Origin of the sequence: Desulfovibrio sp. (assembly GCF_019424165.1) — a bacterium.
Classification (GTDB): domain Bacteria; phylum Desulfobacterota; class Desulfovibrionia; order Desulfovibrionales; family Desulfovibrionaceae; genus Desulfovibrio.
Map to the genome: position 1 here is coordinate 1 of NZ_JAHZAA010000004.1, position 12,916 is coordinate 12,916.

At 51.6% G+C, this 12,916-nt stretch carries 14 protein-coding genes and 1 pseudogene; 7 read left to right on the forward strand and 8 right to left on the reverse strand.

Features of this window, described 5'->3' with window-relative positions; translation table 11 throughout:
- Window positions 1-265: 265 nt before the first annotated feature.
- The 3 genes from QZ377_RS02860 to QZ377_RS12625 all read left to right on the forward strand — a co-directional run bounded on the left by QZ377_RS02860 (window position 266) and on the right by QZ377_RS12625 (window position 1,606).
- Window positions 266-427, forward strand: coding sequence for a hypothetical protein (locus tag QZ377_RS02860; protein ID WP_291301305.1), 162 nt, complete (start codon window positions 266-268; stop codon window positions 425-427).
- Window positions 428-570: 143 nt separating this feature from the next.
- Entirely contained in the window at window positions 571-1,284 is a 714-nt protein-coding gene (locus QZ377_RS02865; RefSeq protein WP_291439360.1) for an IS110 family transposase, read from the forward strand.
- Entirely contained in the window at window positions 1,208-1,606 is a 399-nt protein-coding gene (locus tag QZ377_RS12625) for a transposase (RefSeq protein WP_365853958.1), read from the forward strand. The genes QZ377_RS02865 and QZ377_RS12625 overlap by 77 nt, the downstream gene beginning before the upstream one ends.
- Window positions 1,607-2,053: 447 nt before the next feature.
- Here the strand turns inward: QZ377_RS12625 and QZ377_RS02870 are convergent, their stop codons facing one another.
- The gene (locus QZ377_RS02870) at window positions 2,054-2,422 is read right to left on the reverse strand and encodes a type II toxin-antitoxin system RelE/ParE family toxin (protein ID WP_291301307.1); all 369 of its coding nucleotides are present in this window, start codon (window positions 2,420-2,422) and stop codon (window positions 2,054-2,056) included.
- Entirely contained in the window at window positions 2,409-2,699 is a 291-nt protein-coding gene (locus QZ377_RS02875) for a type II toxin-antitoxin system Phd/YefM family antitoxin (RefSeq protein ID WP_291301308.1), read from the reverse strand. Before QZ377_RS02875 ends, QZ377_RS02870 begins: the two co-directional genes overlap by 14 nt.
- Window positions 2,700-2,912: 213 nt before the next feature.
- Between QZ377_RS02875 and QZ377_RS02880 the strand changes: the two genes are divergently transcribed.
- The gene (locus QZ377_RS02880; RefSeq protein ID WP_365853962.1) at window positions 2,913-3,587 is read left to right on the forward strand and encodes an IS1595 family transposase; all 675 of its coding nucleotides are present in this window, start codon (window positions 2,913-2,915) and stop codon (window positions 3,585-3,587) included.
- 116 nt (window positions 3,588-3,703) lie between these two features.
- Here the strand turns inward: QZ377_RS02880 and QZ377_RS02885 are convergent.
- Window positions 3,704-4,864, reverse strand: a pseudogene (locus QZ377_RS02885) (IS3 family transposase).
- Window positions 4,865-5,131: 267 nt separating this feature from the next.
- Here QZ377_RS02885 and QZ377_RS02890 point away from each other — a divergent pair.
- Together QZ377_RS02890 and QZ377_RS02895 are read left to right on the forward strand one after the other, a co-directional pair.
- Entirely contained in the window at window positions 5,132-5,704 is a 573-nt protein-coding gene (locus tag QZ377_RS02890; RefSeq protein ID WP_291439362.1) for a DUF6036 family nucleotidyltransferase, read from the forward strand.
- A complete protein-coding gene (locus QZ377_RS02895; RefSeq protein ID WP_291439364.1) occupies window positions 5,701-6,033 on the forward strand; it encodes a hypothetical protein in 333 nt (110 codons plus the stop codon). The genes QZ377_RS02890 and QZ377_RS02895 overlap by 4 nt, the downstream gene beginning before the upstream one ends.
- Before the next feature lie 163 nt (window positions 6,034-6,196).
- Here QZ377_RS02895 and QZ377_RS02900 read toward each other — a convergent pair whose 3' ends face one another.
- The 3 genes from QZ377_RS02900 to QZ377_RS02910 all read right to left on the reverse strand — a co-directional run bounded on the left by QZ377_RS02900 (window position 6,197) and on the right by QZ377_RS02910 (window position 8,420).
- On the reverse strand, window positions 6,197-6,505 hold the full coding sequence (locus QZ377_RS02900; protein ID WP_291439366.1) for a type II toxin-antitoxin system RelE/ParE family toxin: 309 nt from the start codon (window positions 6,503-6,505) through the stop codon (window positions 6,197-6,199).
- Window positions 6,493-6,792, reverse strand: coding sequence for a CopG family ribbon-helix-helix protein (locus tag QZ377_RS02905; protein ID WP_291439368.1), 300 nt, complete (start codon window positions 6,790-6,792; stop codon window positions 6,493-6,495). The genes QZ377_RS02900 and QZ377_RS02905 overlap by 13 nt, the downstream gene beginning before the upstream one ends.
- A 431-nt stretch (window positions 6,793-7,223) precedes the next feature.
- Window positions 7,224-8,420 (reverse strand): Fic family protein, encoded by a 1,197-nt coding sequence (locus QZ377_RS02910; RefSeq protein WP_291439370.1) that lies wholly within the window; start codon window positions 8,418-8,420, stop codon window positions 7,224-7,226.
- A 1,100-nt stretch (window positions 8,421-9,520) separates the two neighbouring features.
- Between QZ377_RS02910 and QZ377_RS02915 the strand changes: the two genes are divergently transcribed.
- On the forward strand, window positions 9,521-10,288 hold the full coding sequence (locus QZ377_RS02915; RefSeq protein ID WP_291439580.1) for a class I SAM-dependent methyltransferase: 768 nt from the start codon (window positions 9,521-9,523) through the stop codon (window positions 10,286-10,288).
- A gap of 4 nt (window positions 10,289-10,292) precedes the next feature.
- On the opposite strand, the gene QZ377_RS02920 is transcribed toward QZ377_RS02915, so the two are convergent.
- Window positions 10,293-11,750: a phosphomannomutase gene (locus tag QZ377_RS02920; protein WP_291439373.1), complete on the reverse strand. Its 1,458-nt coding sequence runs from the start codon at window positions 11,748-11,750 to the stop codon at window positions 10,293-10,295.
- A 334-nt stretch (window positions 11,751-12,084) separates the two neighbouring features.
- Window positions 12,085-12,897 (reverse strand): helix-turn-helix transcriptional regulator, encoded by an 813-nt coding sequence (locus tag QZ377_RS02925; protein ID WP_291439375.1) that lies wholly within the window; start codon window positions 12,895-12,897, stop codon window positions 12,085-12,087.
- Window positions 12,898-12,916 lie beyond the last annotated feature (19 nt).

A 12,916-nucleotide genomic window follows, 5' to 3' on the forward strand; every position in this document is an offset into this window, starting at 1 on the left:
CGGTGCGGCATGATGGTACCCTTGGACTATTGCCGCTGGAGTCCGGCACGGCCCAATCCAACATTTTTCACCCACAACCGGCGGCGCATCCCGCGTTGCTGACACTCAAGGAGGCTGTATGAATCCACTGGCATGGATACCTGTTGCTATTGCTGTGTTGCAGGTCATCAAGGAAAACTGGGACGATTAACCGGCAGAATAGTTGGTGCAGGAGGCGGGATAATTCCCGCCTCCTGCATTTACGCAACTGAAAAGGAGAATAACAATGAGCAATAAATGGGTATTTATAGGTGGCATACTCGCTGGTGTCGCAGGGGTATTCACTGCGGCGGCGATTTCTATGGAACTGGAGGGTCGGCAAAGCGGCACCCGTGACACAGTGGATGAACCTGAAACGCTGGCCTTGCCTGAAAGCGAAGGCATGTAGAGGGCTACAGTCTGATTGCAGGGCGGGAGTTTTTTATATCCCGCCCTGTTTGCATGGACAGAGATTAGCTGATGGGATGGCCTCGCCCGAACAAATCAGGCATGCATAGGTAAAGCAAACAACCCTGCAAAGGAGACCATCCCATGAGCGAGATTACTCTGATCGGCATCGACCTAGCAAAGAACATTTTTCGCATCAACTGCTTGGATGAAAACGGCAAGCGCGTCATGAACAAAAATCTGCACCGGGAAGGCGTTGTTCAATTTTTTGCGTCGCTATCCGAATGTACAGTGGCCATGGAAGCCTGCGCAAGTTCCCATTACTGGGGACGCACCATGAAATCTCTCGGGCATACGGTCAAGCTCATTCATCCGCGTTACGTTACGCCATACCGCCTCGGCGACAAGAATGATGCCAAGGATGCCGCGGCCATCTGTGCAGCCGCGCAACGTCCGGATATGCGTTTCGTCCGGTTGCGCTCGCAACGCCAGTCGGACATCCAGGGCTTGCACAGGGTCCGTGAAGGACTTGTCGCCGAAAGAACCGCGACAATAAACAGGGCTCGCGCTCTGCTTGCCGAAAACGGCATCGTCATAAAACAAGGATCGACAAATGTATTCTCCGCTTTGCCTGTCATCATCGACGATTATGAAAATAATCTGTCTGGCATGATGCGACAGCTTTTGCGGATGCAATATGCCCTTCTGCTTGCTCTGCGTGAACAGTTGTCCGAGTTAGGAAAAATGCTGCAAGCACTTGTAACCCAAGAAGAAGCGTATCATGCAGCTTCCAGGTCTTGGCGTGATAACGGCAACATTACTCGGCTCGGAACTGGGCAACGGTTCCGCCTTCCGTAACGGTCGCGCTTTTGCTGCTTACTTGGGATTGATTCCCAGACAACACTCAAGCGGCGGGAAAAATGTACTTTTGGGCATCAGCAAGCATGGGAACCGCTATTTGCGTACCTTGCTGGTCCACGGGGCCAGGACAACGCTACGCTCTATTCTCTTTGGCCGCTCCCCATTTGGTGGAGGCCCGATTGAGGCGTGGGCAACAGAGTTGCTGAACCGGCGAGGTAAAAACAAAACCATTGTGGCTCTGGCGGGAAAGCTGGCGCGAATGGCGTGGGCCATATTGGCGAAAGGCGTATCTTTCCAAAAAGCAGCGTGTGCCGCATAGCATTTTTCACGAGCCTTACAGCGTGACATTTTGATGGTGTCGCATGCAAATCTCTCGCCAAACCTAAACAAACACTGATGACGAAAACTATTTCCCTCCCGAGGATGTGAGAGTCAAGACGCATGGAATAAACGGTCGGACCTGCTTTCGGAAAACCTGGTGCAGTCCGTGGTCATGAAGACCGATTAGCCGATTAGGACCGAAAGCGCGGATTACCCATACTGGCGCGGCGATATCGCCTGATGCCGAATATACGTGTGCATCCGATTTGTTTTTACTTCATGAAGAAAGACCTTGACTCCTGGGCGAGGCCATATACGGACAGTAATGAACTTGAATATCAAGCCGACATTAGAAATTAGGCCCGGCTACCAATTCAATGTCATAGTCACTAAAGATATGGTGTTTGAACAGCCGTATAGAGCAGGGAGCTAGGAAATGCGATTATTACTTATCTCTGTCTCTACTATAAGAAGTAAGCAAGCGTTCTTTCAAAAGCGAAGAAAAATTGCGCCGCCCATCAGCGATAAGATGGATATGAACTTCATGACTCGCTTTGTGAATTTGATAAAAAATTCGATACGGCGGAACTTGAATCTCCCTGAAAGACAATATGTTTACTCGCCTCAATTCGGGTGGGATCCGCCCTCTATCGGGCAATTCGGACAAGCTGTCTCGCGCTTGAAGGAATTTGTTCAAAATCGTATCTGCCATGTCCGGGCCTTCTCTGTCAGCAATGAAAGAAACAATATCAGAAATGTCTCTTTTAGCACGGCTCGTAAAAGAGGAAATCCAAGTTTTCCTACCTATGCTCATTGCGTTTCTCCGCAATCATATTCCGTAGGTCGGCAAAAACTTCGTCAGAGTCATGCAAGTTGCCAGCCTCTACATCAGCGGAGCTTTCTGCCAGTAGGCGTAACAGGGCAAGGCTTTCCTGCATTTGGTCATATTCTCGTACATTCATTACTACCGCCTTGGCTTCACCATTTTGTGTAATGATCATAGGATTGCCAGATTCATCAACGGATTCAATAAGTTGCTTGGCGTTATTTTTAAGCCATGAAATAGGCTTTATGTCGGAATGAAATTGCATAGACCCTCCATATGGGAAAAATTATGTCTGAATTTAGACTAATCATTGTAGGAAAAGAAATCAAGGATTCTTTGTAAATTCTTTCTGCGGGACACGCTCCCCAATTTCGCGTCGCCAGACGGCCTCTTTACGAGACTGTCATGTGCGCGAAAAAAACAGAAGGGTCTTGCCTAGCTGAGCCATTCATGATTGGTTTCAAAGCTAGGGATACCAATGAAAAACAAGTATGCAATTCGTTCAAAAATTTCAGAGGCCAAAATCCGGCAAATAGTGAGGCTGTTTGCCGTTGACTTGGATGCCCTGCAGATTGCGCAAATCGCAGGTGTGAACCGAAATACTGTGAACAGGTATTTGGCTGCATTTCGCGAACGCATTGCCCATTTCTGCGAGGCAGAATCTCCAGTAAAGGGAGAAGTTGAGGTTGACGAAAGCTACTTCGGTGCTCGCCGAGTTAGAGGACTTCGAGGCCGTGGAGCAAGAGGAAAGACTATTGTTTTTGGCCTATTCAAACGAAATGGGCGAGTCTACACAGAGGTTGTCCCCGACTGCTCAAAGGCCACGCTCCAAGGTATAATTCGTGGTCGGGTAGAACTCGAAAGTATTATCCACTCAGACGGCTGGCGCGGCTACGATGGCCTGGTCGACTTGGGGTATCAGAAGCACTTCAGGGTGCAACATGGCAACAATGAATTTGCCACTAAACACTCACATATTAATGGCATTGAAAGCTTCTGGGCCTTCGCCAAGACGCGCCTTGTGCGTTTTAGAGGGCTGGCAAAACACACTTTTTACTTTCATTTGAAAGAATGCGAATTCCGGTTTAACCACAGAAACGAGGACCTTTCCAAACTCGTCCTCAAAATGCTCAGGGAAAAGCCTCTCAGCTAGGCATGACCCAAACAGAATATGGATTGGGGGAAGATACCCCCAAAACGCCGCTACGCTGGCTCTATTTGCCGTTCATGCTACTGCTTGGTGATAGGTCGTCAAATTCGGACGCCATGTTAAGCGGCAATCAGTAGCTTTGATTCCAGCCGGCCGCTTCTGACAAACGCCGCCGGAGAGAGATAGCCGAGTGCCGCCTGCCGCTTTTGCCGATTGTAAAAAATCTCAATATACTCTGTTATATCTGTAATGGCTTCAGCCTGTGAGCTGTAGCTTTTGCAATGCACCAACTCATTTTTCAACAAGCCCCAGAAGCTCTCCATGGGTGCGTTGTCGTAACAATCCCTTTTTTTGCTCATGGAGCAGACCAGACCGTATGAGCGGAGTCTTTTCTGGTAAGCTACGCTGCAATACTGGCTCCCGCGATCCGACACAGGCGGGCGATGCAGGCGCACCGCCTTCATCAATGCAGCCAAGACAAGTCCGGTGTCCATACGCTCGGCCAGGCTGAAGCCGACAATTTCCCGACTGTGTAAATCCTTGATTCCGGCAAGATATACCCAGCCCTGCCGTGTGGGAATGTAGGTTATGTCACTCACCCACGCGCGGTTGTGCTCGCCCGGCGCGAAGTCGCGGTTCAGAAGGTTGGGAGCGACCGGCAGTGCGTGATTTGACTCCGTGGTGCGGATAATCCGCCTCCTGCGCTTACAGACGAGGCCCAGTTCACGGCGTAGCCGTTTGACCTTCCAGAGGCTGATGGCGCAACCGCTTGCCACGAGTTCCTGGTGCAACCGCTCCGCGCCGTATGTGCCGCGTGTCTTCTGGTGGGCGGCCAGAACCTCAGCCTCCAGGCGAGCTGCCTTGCCTGATGGGACTGCGTCGCGTTTGAGCCAGGCGTAGTAGCCACTGACAGACGCTTGCAAAACCAAGCAAATAAGCCGGACAGGATATTGGTGTCACAACGTGTTGACTGCGGCGTACCTCACAGCGACTCCTTGGCAAAGTACGCCGCCGCTTTTTTTTAAAATGTCGCGTTCCATACGCAGTAAAGCGTTCTCTTTCTTCAATCGCGCCAATTCCGCGTCCTGCTCACTCACGCCCGGCTTCAACGCGAACCCTTGCTTATCCTGTCGATACTGCGCAACCCAATTCGCCAGAGTTTTCATAGGAATAGACAATCTTCGCGCTGTTTCCGTTACGCCGAAACCATCCTCAACCGCCATGGTGACGGTTTGCTGCCGTAATTCCTGGGAATAACGTCCCCGTGGTGCTTTCGTCATAGAACCTCCTCAATGGATATGAACTATGGCGTCCGTTTTTTCCAGCCTACCTCATTTATATCCCGCCCTGTTTGCATGGACAGAAATTAGCCGGTAAAAAAGAGTTTCGTTTTTTCATACGCTCTGGCTGAACAGTTACGCAAATATGCTTTCGAATACCGGATGAAAGAAGTGGACATAGTAAGGGATGCGTTGGATAATTTTTTCAAGAATGAAAATCGGTAAAGGCAAGATTAAGGATGGAGATAAAAAAACACAGGAAGTAGAATGAAAATTGAAGCTCTGCGCCATATAATTCGGGCTTCAGCAGGGGTAACCGGATATAAAAAATTTCTCATTCTTGAATCGCAAGCCATTTTGGGGCACTGCTTAGACAAGGACTATGATTTTTCTTTTCACGAATCAATGGAGCTAGATATAGCTCCAATTCCAGAAAATGAAATCATTTCCGATTTAATTTCAGGAACAATTGGGGAGCTATCACCTTTTCATCAAACCTTTGGTTACTATGCAGATGGATGCGATATGGGGACAGCTATCTTTCCATTGGGTTGGGATCAAAGGGTCTCACACTACATTTTTGAAGAAGACATCAATGTCTATTTTCCTTCTGCGGAAGACTTAGCACTTTCAAAATACTGCGCTGGACGAGGGAAGGACACTGAATTCATAAAAAAACTTTGGGATGAAGATTTGCTTGACGTGAACACCATGCAAAAACTTTTGTCCCAACTACCAGCAGAAAAGCTTGGGGCCAAGCTAGGATATGTGAAAAACCGTGTTACGTGTGACATTGAAGCCTACATGAAACGAGGGAAAAACTTAGGGCAAGAGCGATGAATCACTCAAAAATAGACTCCCTTTCATTTGCCATGCATCTGCACTTGGCGACACGATTAAGCAAAAATCCGTTGCTGTTGGCAGACATGAAAAAATGCGTGGATACTTGGCTGAAATCTGAAAAATGTCCAGGTTCAACAGGATACTTGCAGCAATGGCTTGATGCGATTGAAAAAGGACCGGAAGCCGTCATTTCTCTGGCCACAGAGACATCGGAACAGGGACAGGTGTTGCGCTCATGCTCACCTTTCGGAGTAATATGGACTCCCAAAGAGCGATGGGAATTCATTCGTCAGTGGCGAGAAGATCGAGGATGTAAGAAAATTTAGGGGGTGTCCCCAAAAAGAGCAAAGCAAAAAGGTGAAAGGTTTTGCTTGACTCGTGCCCTCATGAGAAAATTCTGGACATCCCCCTTGACTCGTGGCCTCATGAGAAAAAAGCGAGGCCTGGTTAACCTCGCTTCTGCCCGCATCGTCTGGTGAGCCTTTCCTTTTACAGGTAATCAATACCTACTTCCTTCTGGTGTCTGATTGCCAGAACAGTAATGGCTTCCCCGTTTTCGGCGTAGTGGTACAAAAGGACATATCCAGCCCCGCCAAACGGGATGAGCAATTCCCGGTGTTCAGGCTCCAAATCCTCAGCCGGACGTCCGGCTTGTGGGAACTGCTCCAAAAGTCCAGCCTGTTTCAAAATAAGCGCTGCCGCCGTTTTCGCTGCCTCAATGTCTTTTTCAGCAAGAAAATTATAGAGGCGCTGAACACATTCAAGAGACCTCGGCGACCAGACGACTATATGTGACATTTGGGCGGCTCCACGTTGTTACCCGCTGCAAGTTGCGAGAGCCATTCCTTAGCCTCGGCATTCGTCAGATGTAGGCCTGTCCGTTGATATTCTTCCCAAGCGGCGATGCCTTCTTGCCGCCATGCTTCCCGTTTTTCTTCACGGCTCACAAAATTTTCTATTGCCTGAATCATGAGCGCGTGGGGCGTGCGTTGGCGGGATTCCGCAAGGCTCTGCAAGCGTTTACGCAGTTCGCCGGGTATTTTTATGCTGGTTGATAATGCCTGTAATGGGGTTTGTGTCTGCATAGCTCCACCTCCTGAAAGTAACAGTAGCTACCTTTTGGTTTTTAGTCAATCTGGGCTCCAAGGGCTATGCCCTGGCCAGCGCCCGGCATGGTTGTGGCCGAGTTGGGTAGACTGGCTGCCGGGTTAAACGCGGGCCTTCGTTACTTTCTTCCTTACAGGTCTGGTCTTTTTGGCTTCAAGCCGTGGTGTCTGGTCTGGCGGCGTGTGTGCAAACTCAAAGTGAACATAGAGCTTGATGAAGGCATGATGGTCCAGGGCCGCTAGTTGCTCGTCCGTGAGCGGCGCGTTTCAGGCGTTCCAGTATGTCCATTCGCTTAAAAAGCCAGCGGCAACAAGTTGGAGGGTGTAAGAAATTTTGTGTAATCGGCTAATCATGTTACCCCGGTAATCTCCCCATATAACAGCAATGCCCGAAGGCCGCTTTTAAGCCGTCACCCAATCCGATACCACACCCCTCTGCCCTTGCCCTGCATGGTCAACTGCTTGTTTTCCACCAACTTGCGGAAGTGATCTTTCAAGGTGTTGCGACTGGCTCCGGTCAGAATGAGCATATCTTTGATTGTCACCCTGCCGTGTGCGCGGGCGTATTCCAAAATCTGTAAAGAGAGTTTCGGCAGCGCGGCCAGTACGATATGTTCTTGCTTCACCTTCTTTTCCAGACGTTTCATTTGTTGGTGAAGGGCGCGGAGGAAAAACAATAGCCAAGGCTGCCAGTTGGGGGTATCGGTGCGGATCGTTGTTTGCGTTTGGCGCAGGGCCAGATAATAGCTCTCTTTGCTGTTCTCGATAATGCTTTCCAGCGAGCTATATGGCGTGTAAGCATAGCCGCAACGCAGCAGCAGAAGGGTCGTCAGGATGCGGGATAAGCGCCCGTTACCGTCCTGGAATGGATGGATGGCAAGAAAAGTCACGGTAAAGATGCCGATAACCAGTAGGGGGTGCAGGCTTTTGGTTTCCAGCGCGGCATTTGTCCATTCAATCAGCTTGCGCATGAGCCGGGGGGTATCAAGAGGCGTGGCGGTTTCAAAGACGATGCCGATTTGCTGGCCCTGGCCGTCAAAGGCCGCCACATTGTTTGAGGAAGTCTTGTAATTGCCGCGATGGCGCTCGTCTTTGTCGCTGTGGCAAAGTAGATCCCGGTGGAGTTGGCGGACATGGTTTTCCGTCAGCGGAATGAATTCCCAAGACTGAAATATTTGCTCCATGGTTTCCGCGTATCCGGCAATCTCCTGCTCGTCACGCGAAGAGAAAGACTGAATGGCAAGATTGGACAGCAGCCTTTCCACTTCGCTGTCCGAAAGCTTGCTGCCCTCAATGCGGGTGGAGGAACCTATGCTCTCAATTGTGGCGACCCGGCGCAGAGCCAAAAGCCGCTCTGGGGCGAGAGTCCCCAAGGCTTTCCATGCGCCTTTGAATTCGTCAATTTCGGCAATCAGGCCAAGGAAGTCGGACGTGATGCACAGCGAGTCGATACTTATCATACCCATTAATACACCCACAAACACCCAATTAGTCAAGCCGCAAATACACCCATTTCCATCTATTTCTATGTTTTTGTACTGATTTGCATGGCCAAAGGTGCATAAAAGGTTTGGTTCTTCGACGCGGCGTGTGGAATTCGACTTCATTAACTACAACTAAAATCCTGCATGCTCATCCTCCAATCAGGGAGGTGCAGGTATGCTTGCATTGTCACCTGCGGGGGAAACAAACAGGAATAGACCGCTCCTATCAAAAATCTTGATACAAAGTCACCTAAGTGGGGTCAAACTAGGGGGTCAAAGTGCGGGGTCATAGACAAATTTTCTAAAAAATATTATCAATAATTACAGGCTGTTTTTAACGCGATGGTGTCGCGGTGCCTATTCTCCCCTTCGCCACCATAAAGGAATCAACATAAATCCCGTGAGGTCTTTAAGCCTTGCGGGATTTATGTTTTTTGGCGTATGGCAAGTTTTATGTGCTGATCTAACGCCCACGAACAGCACGTAAAGGGCGATTTTTAAAAGGTATTTTTGACCAGGGTCTATAGAGTTTAAAAATACCGTTATCCGCAAATTCTCGCGCAAAGGATTGCGCCACTCCGCTGGCTGGTGGCCGGTGCCATGTTACGCAAACTGAAATCCGACGGTACACCAACCAAACTTACCGATTTGAATTTGTATTTCTATGTTGCGCCTCCAACTGGGTGCTCCTCAGGTCGACGGTTTACCGCTTCGCCGGGACGTGGTGGCTTTGAATTTCAACGTATAAGTTTGTGGGGCCCCAGAAAGACGCTCGCAGCAAGCGGGATGATGGTAAAAGCATCTGACCAGGGATGTTGACCCCGCCGCACATAAAAAGTGGCTAGGGCTGAGGCAAGGCCGTGACCAGGGCGCAGGCATTAACCTTTTTGGTGGCCGCGTAGGAATGCTTTACGATCAGGCCAGCTATGCTTTAGTGGGCAAAGTGTGGTCTACCCATGCCGCGCAGCCGCAAAAGCAGGCAAAGGCTGCCCTCACAGTGTCCTGGTCTCATACCATGATCAGGCCGAGAAGGCTGCCGTCATGCGGATGCGTTTTAGAAGATTGATCAAGCAACTACGGCCGGATAATTTCGGGCTGCCGTATAAACGATATAGCTGTACACACCGGGCCATAATGTTGCGGCATTTTGAAGTGGGTGCTACGAGATGATGCATGGGATCTTTGAAAAATAGCCTTATAATCCATATGGATCGAATCGCGTGATGACTGAAAAAGGTACTTTGCAGATGTTTAAAGAATACGGAAAATTAAGCACAAGGCTGTATGAACACACAAAGCCAGTTGGCTATTCTATTAATGGAGATATTGAGTACTATGCCAAGAAATTGAAGAATTTATCTGGGCGTGTTCTGGAGGCCGGCGTAGGAACAGGACGAATTTTGATACCTCTTGTTAAAAAATCGATCACGATCGATGGGGTGGACATTTCGGATGACATGCTTGGGCAATGCAAAGTTAATATGGAAAAACATGATATTGCCGCAAATATTTATAAACAGGATTTAACGAAACTATCTCTGCCGCACAAATACGGTGCCATTATAATGCCGACAGGCAGTTTTTGCCTTTTGCCTAAAGTACAGGTGCAAGAAATCTTGATTGGATTCTATAATCAGCTAGATGACGGCGGAAAACTGATTGTTGATCTGGAAATGCCTACAGATTTTCGGGAAGGGGAGAGCACTACATCCCATTTTCCCCTCTCTGCGGATACCGGAATCCTCCTTACAGTTTTCAATGAAACAATCGATTGGTTTGCGCAAAAAGTGTCGTCTGTATATCGATACGAGTTAATAGAGCGCGGTGCAGTGACACAAACAGAGATTTCGCATTTTGTGCTGTATTGGTATGGGATTACAGAATTTGAAATGCTGCTGGCGCGTTCCGGATTTAAACGCTTTGAGCACGAAATAGGGTACGGAAACAGTCAATCCCAGATTGTCACCTTTACCGCCTTTAAGAATAAGTAAATGCTTACGCCGGTACAGCCCCGCCCCGTGCCTCCAGCAGGCGCAGGAGTTCGGCGGTCTTGTCTTCCAGCAGGGCGCGGTTGCCTCGGCTTTCCACGTTGAGGCGCAGCAGCGGCTCGGTATTGGACATGCGCAGGTTGAAGCGCCAGTCCGCAAATTCCAGATTCACGCCATCCATGCTGTCTTCGTAAAGGGCATGGGGGGCGTACTGCTTCCGCACAAGCTGCATAAGGGCGGGGGCATCCTGCACGCGGCGGTTGATCTCGCCGCTGCACGGGTAGGCGGCCATGCGCTCGGCCACAAGCTCGGCCAGGGAACGGCCCGTGCGGTGCAGCAGCGTTGCCACCAGCAACCAGGGCAGCATGCCCGAATCACAGTAGGCAAAGTCCCTAAAATAGTGGTGGGCGCTCATTTCGCCGCCGTATACGGCGTCTTCGGCCCGCATGCGTTCTTTCATGAAGGCATGGCCTGTTTTGCCCATGACAGGCTGGCCGCCTGCGGCCAGCACAACTTCGCGAGTGTTCCAGTAAACCCGCGTGTCGTGCACGATCTTGCCGCCGGGAGCGCGGCGCAGCAGTTCCTGAGCCAGCAGGCCGATGCAGTAGTAGCCCTCAATGAAATTGCCGTCGCTGTCGTAAAAAAAGCAGCGGTCAAAGTCTCCGTCCCAGGCAATGCCCATATCCGCCCCGGCTTCGCGCACGGCTGCGGCAGTGGCGGCGCGGCGCTCCGGCAAAAGCGGATTGGGTACGCCGTTGGGAAACGAGCCGTCAGGCTCCATATGCAGACAGGTGAAATCAAAGGGCAGGCTTTTCACCAGGTCGCGCAGCACAAGGCCCGCACAGCCGTTGCCCGCATCGGCTACAATCTTGAGCGGCTTGCGCCCCGGAGCCGCACCAAGCTGCCCCGCGCCGCTGTAGGCGAGAAGCCAGCGTACATACTCAGCCCGGAAAGAAGCCACATGCAGCGCAGGAGATGCTGTATCCGCAGCGTGGGGATGGCCGCCGCCCGCCAGCAGTTCCGCCACCCGGTCACGCAGGGCAAACAGGCCGGAATCGCCGCTCACGGGGATGGCCCCACCGCGCACGAGCTTGAAGCCGTTTTCATCAGCCGGGTTATGGCTGCCAGTGATCATGATGCCTGCGTCAAAAGGGCCGTCAGCAGGCGGAGTAGCCGCCTGGCTTGCGGCCGGATTGGCGTCATGGTTGGCGGCGGCATAATACATTTCTTCTGTGCCGCAGAGGCCGATATCCGTAACACTGGCCCCGGCCTCGCGCAGGCCGTTTGCCAGGGCGTCACGCAGGAGCGGCCCGGAAAGGCGGGCATCGCGCCCCAGCACAACACGGTTTGCGCCCAGCACTTCCGCCACAGCCCGTCCAAGGGCATGCGCCAGAGGGGCATTCAGGACATCAGGCACGCGACCACGGATATCATAGGCTTTGAAACAGGGGAGGAGAGTGCTCATGCGGTTCCTTGGCTTTGGCGCGCTTGGCGCGCGACTGTCGTAAAACAGGTATGGTGGGCATTGTTGTAGCCAACTTGAGCGGCTTTTGCCAAGCCTGTTTTATGCTGCAATGCGTAGGAACAGGGCAGGCCGCAATGCCGGAAAAGTGTTCTGCCAGACAGCCTGACAACAGCGCTCAAGTTTACCGTGTGCGTATGTGGCGACAGGTCTGGCTGATGGCGCATGCGGGTGAGAGGTAAGGAGCAAAAGCTGCCGGTCCGCTCTGTTGCCATCGGCCCTTTGTGCCGGAGGCCTCGGCTCCCGGGGGGGGGGGCGGACGGGCGTCAGAATGTTTTCAGCTCTCGGGCTCCGTTCCGGGCGATGTGAAATATTTTTGAACATACCTCGCCGGTGAAACGCCCAGAGCTTTTTTGAACATGGTGATAAAGGCCGTGACGGATTCGTAGCCCAGGTTCCAGGCGGCCTGTTGCACGCTGATGCCGTCCGACAGCATCTGAATGGCCATAACCAGAAGAAGCTGTTGCCGCCAGCGCCCGAAAGACAGGCCCGTTTCCCTGACCACCAGCCGCGCCAGAGAGCGGCGGCTCATGCCGATGTATCTGGCCCAGTCAGAAAGGTTTTTCCGTTCCGCCGGGGCCTCGGTGATGCTTTCCGCAATGGACTGCAAACGGCTGTCTGACGACACCGGCAGGCGCAGTCCGGTTGCGGGCATACGTGCCAGCTCGTCAAGAAGCACCTGAATAAGGCGTTCGCTGCGCTCTGTGTATATGCCTTCGGGCGGCAGCGCGGCGACATGTTTGATCAGTTCACGCACCAACGGTGATATGGACAGGGTGCAGCATGTGGCAGGAAGCAGCCGGATGTGTTCCTGGCGAATAAAGAGCAGGCACACGCTGGATCGTGCTGTTATCCGGTTGCAGTGGGGAGTGTTGGGCGGAACCCATACCGCGCACTGCGGCGGAACCAGCCAGAGGTCCTCAAAAACCCTGCATGCCGTGCTGCCGCGCAGTGTAAGCAGCAGTTGCCCGGCGGTGTGCTGGTGCGTTGGCATTTCGTATTCATTGCGGACGACATCCACTTTTCTGGCCGTAACCGGAATATCCCACTGGTCGGGTGAAAAAACTGCCAGTAATTCTTTTAGTGACACTTATGGCCTCTTTTAGATA

What these genes read in the sequence shown, in the direction of transcription:
- QZ377_RS02875 (WP_291301308.1), bottom strand. Translation starts at nt 2,699, where the DNA reads ATGCAATTTCATTCCGACATAAAGCCTATTTCATGGCTTAAAAATAAC.
- QZ377_RS02900 (WP_291439366.1), bottom strand. Translation starts at nt 6,505, where the DNA reads ATGTCACATATAGTCGTCTGGTCGCCGAGGTCTCTTGAATGTGTTCAG.
- QZ377_RS02890 (WP_291439362.1), top strand. Translation starts at nt 5,132, where the DNA reads ATGAAAATTGAAGCTCTGCGCCATATAATTCGGGCTTCAGCAGGGGTA.
- QZ377_RS02865 (WP_291439360.1), top strand. Translation starts at nt 571, where the DNA reads ATGAGCGAGATTACTCTGATCGGCATCGACCTAGCAAAGAACATTTTT.
- QZ377_RS02860 (WP_291301305.1), top strand. Translation starts at nt 266, where the DNA reads ATGAGCAATAAATGGGTATTTATAGGTGGCATACTCGCTGGTGTCGCA.
- QZ377_RS02920 (WP_291439373.1), bottom strand. Translation starts at nt 11,750, where the DNA reads ATGAGCACTCTCCTCCCCTGTTTCAAAGCCTATGATATCCGTGGTCGC.
- QZ377_RS12625 (WP_365853958.1), top strand. Translation starts at nt 1,208, where the DNA reads ATGCAGCTTCCAGGTCTTGGCGTGATAACGGCAACATTACTCGGCTCG.
- QZ377_RS02870 (WP_291301307.1), bottom strand. Translation starts at nt 2,422, where the DNA reads ATGAGCATAGGTAGGAAAACTTGGATTTCCTCTTTTACGAGCCGTGCT.
- QZ377_RS02880 (WP_365853962.1), top strand. Translation starts at nt 2,913, where the DNA reads ATGAAAAACAAGTATGCAATTCGTTCAAAAATTTCAGAGGCCAAAATC.
- QZ377_RS02905 (WP_291439368.1), bottom strand. Translation starts at nt 6,792, where the DNA reads ATGCAGACACAAACCCCATTACAGGCATTATCAACCAGCATAAAAATA.
- QZ377_RS02915 (WP_291439580.1), top strand. Translation starts at nt 9,521, where the DNA reads ATGACTGAAAAAGGTACTTTGCAGATGTTTAAAGAATACGGAAAATTA.
- QZ377_RS02910 (WP_291439370.1), bottom strand. Translation starts at nt 8,420, where the DNA reads ATGAAGTCGAATTCCACACGCCGCGTCGAAGAACCAAACCTTTTATGC.
- QZ377_RS02895 (WP_291439364.1), top strand. Translation starts at nt 5,701, where the DNA reads ATGAATCACTCAAAAATAGACTCCCTTTCATTTGCCATGCATCTGCAC.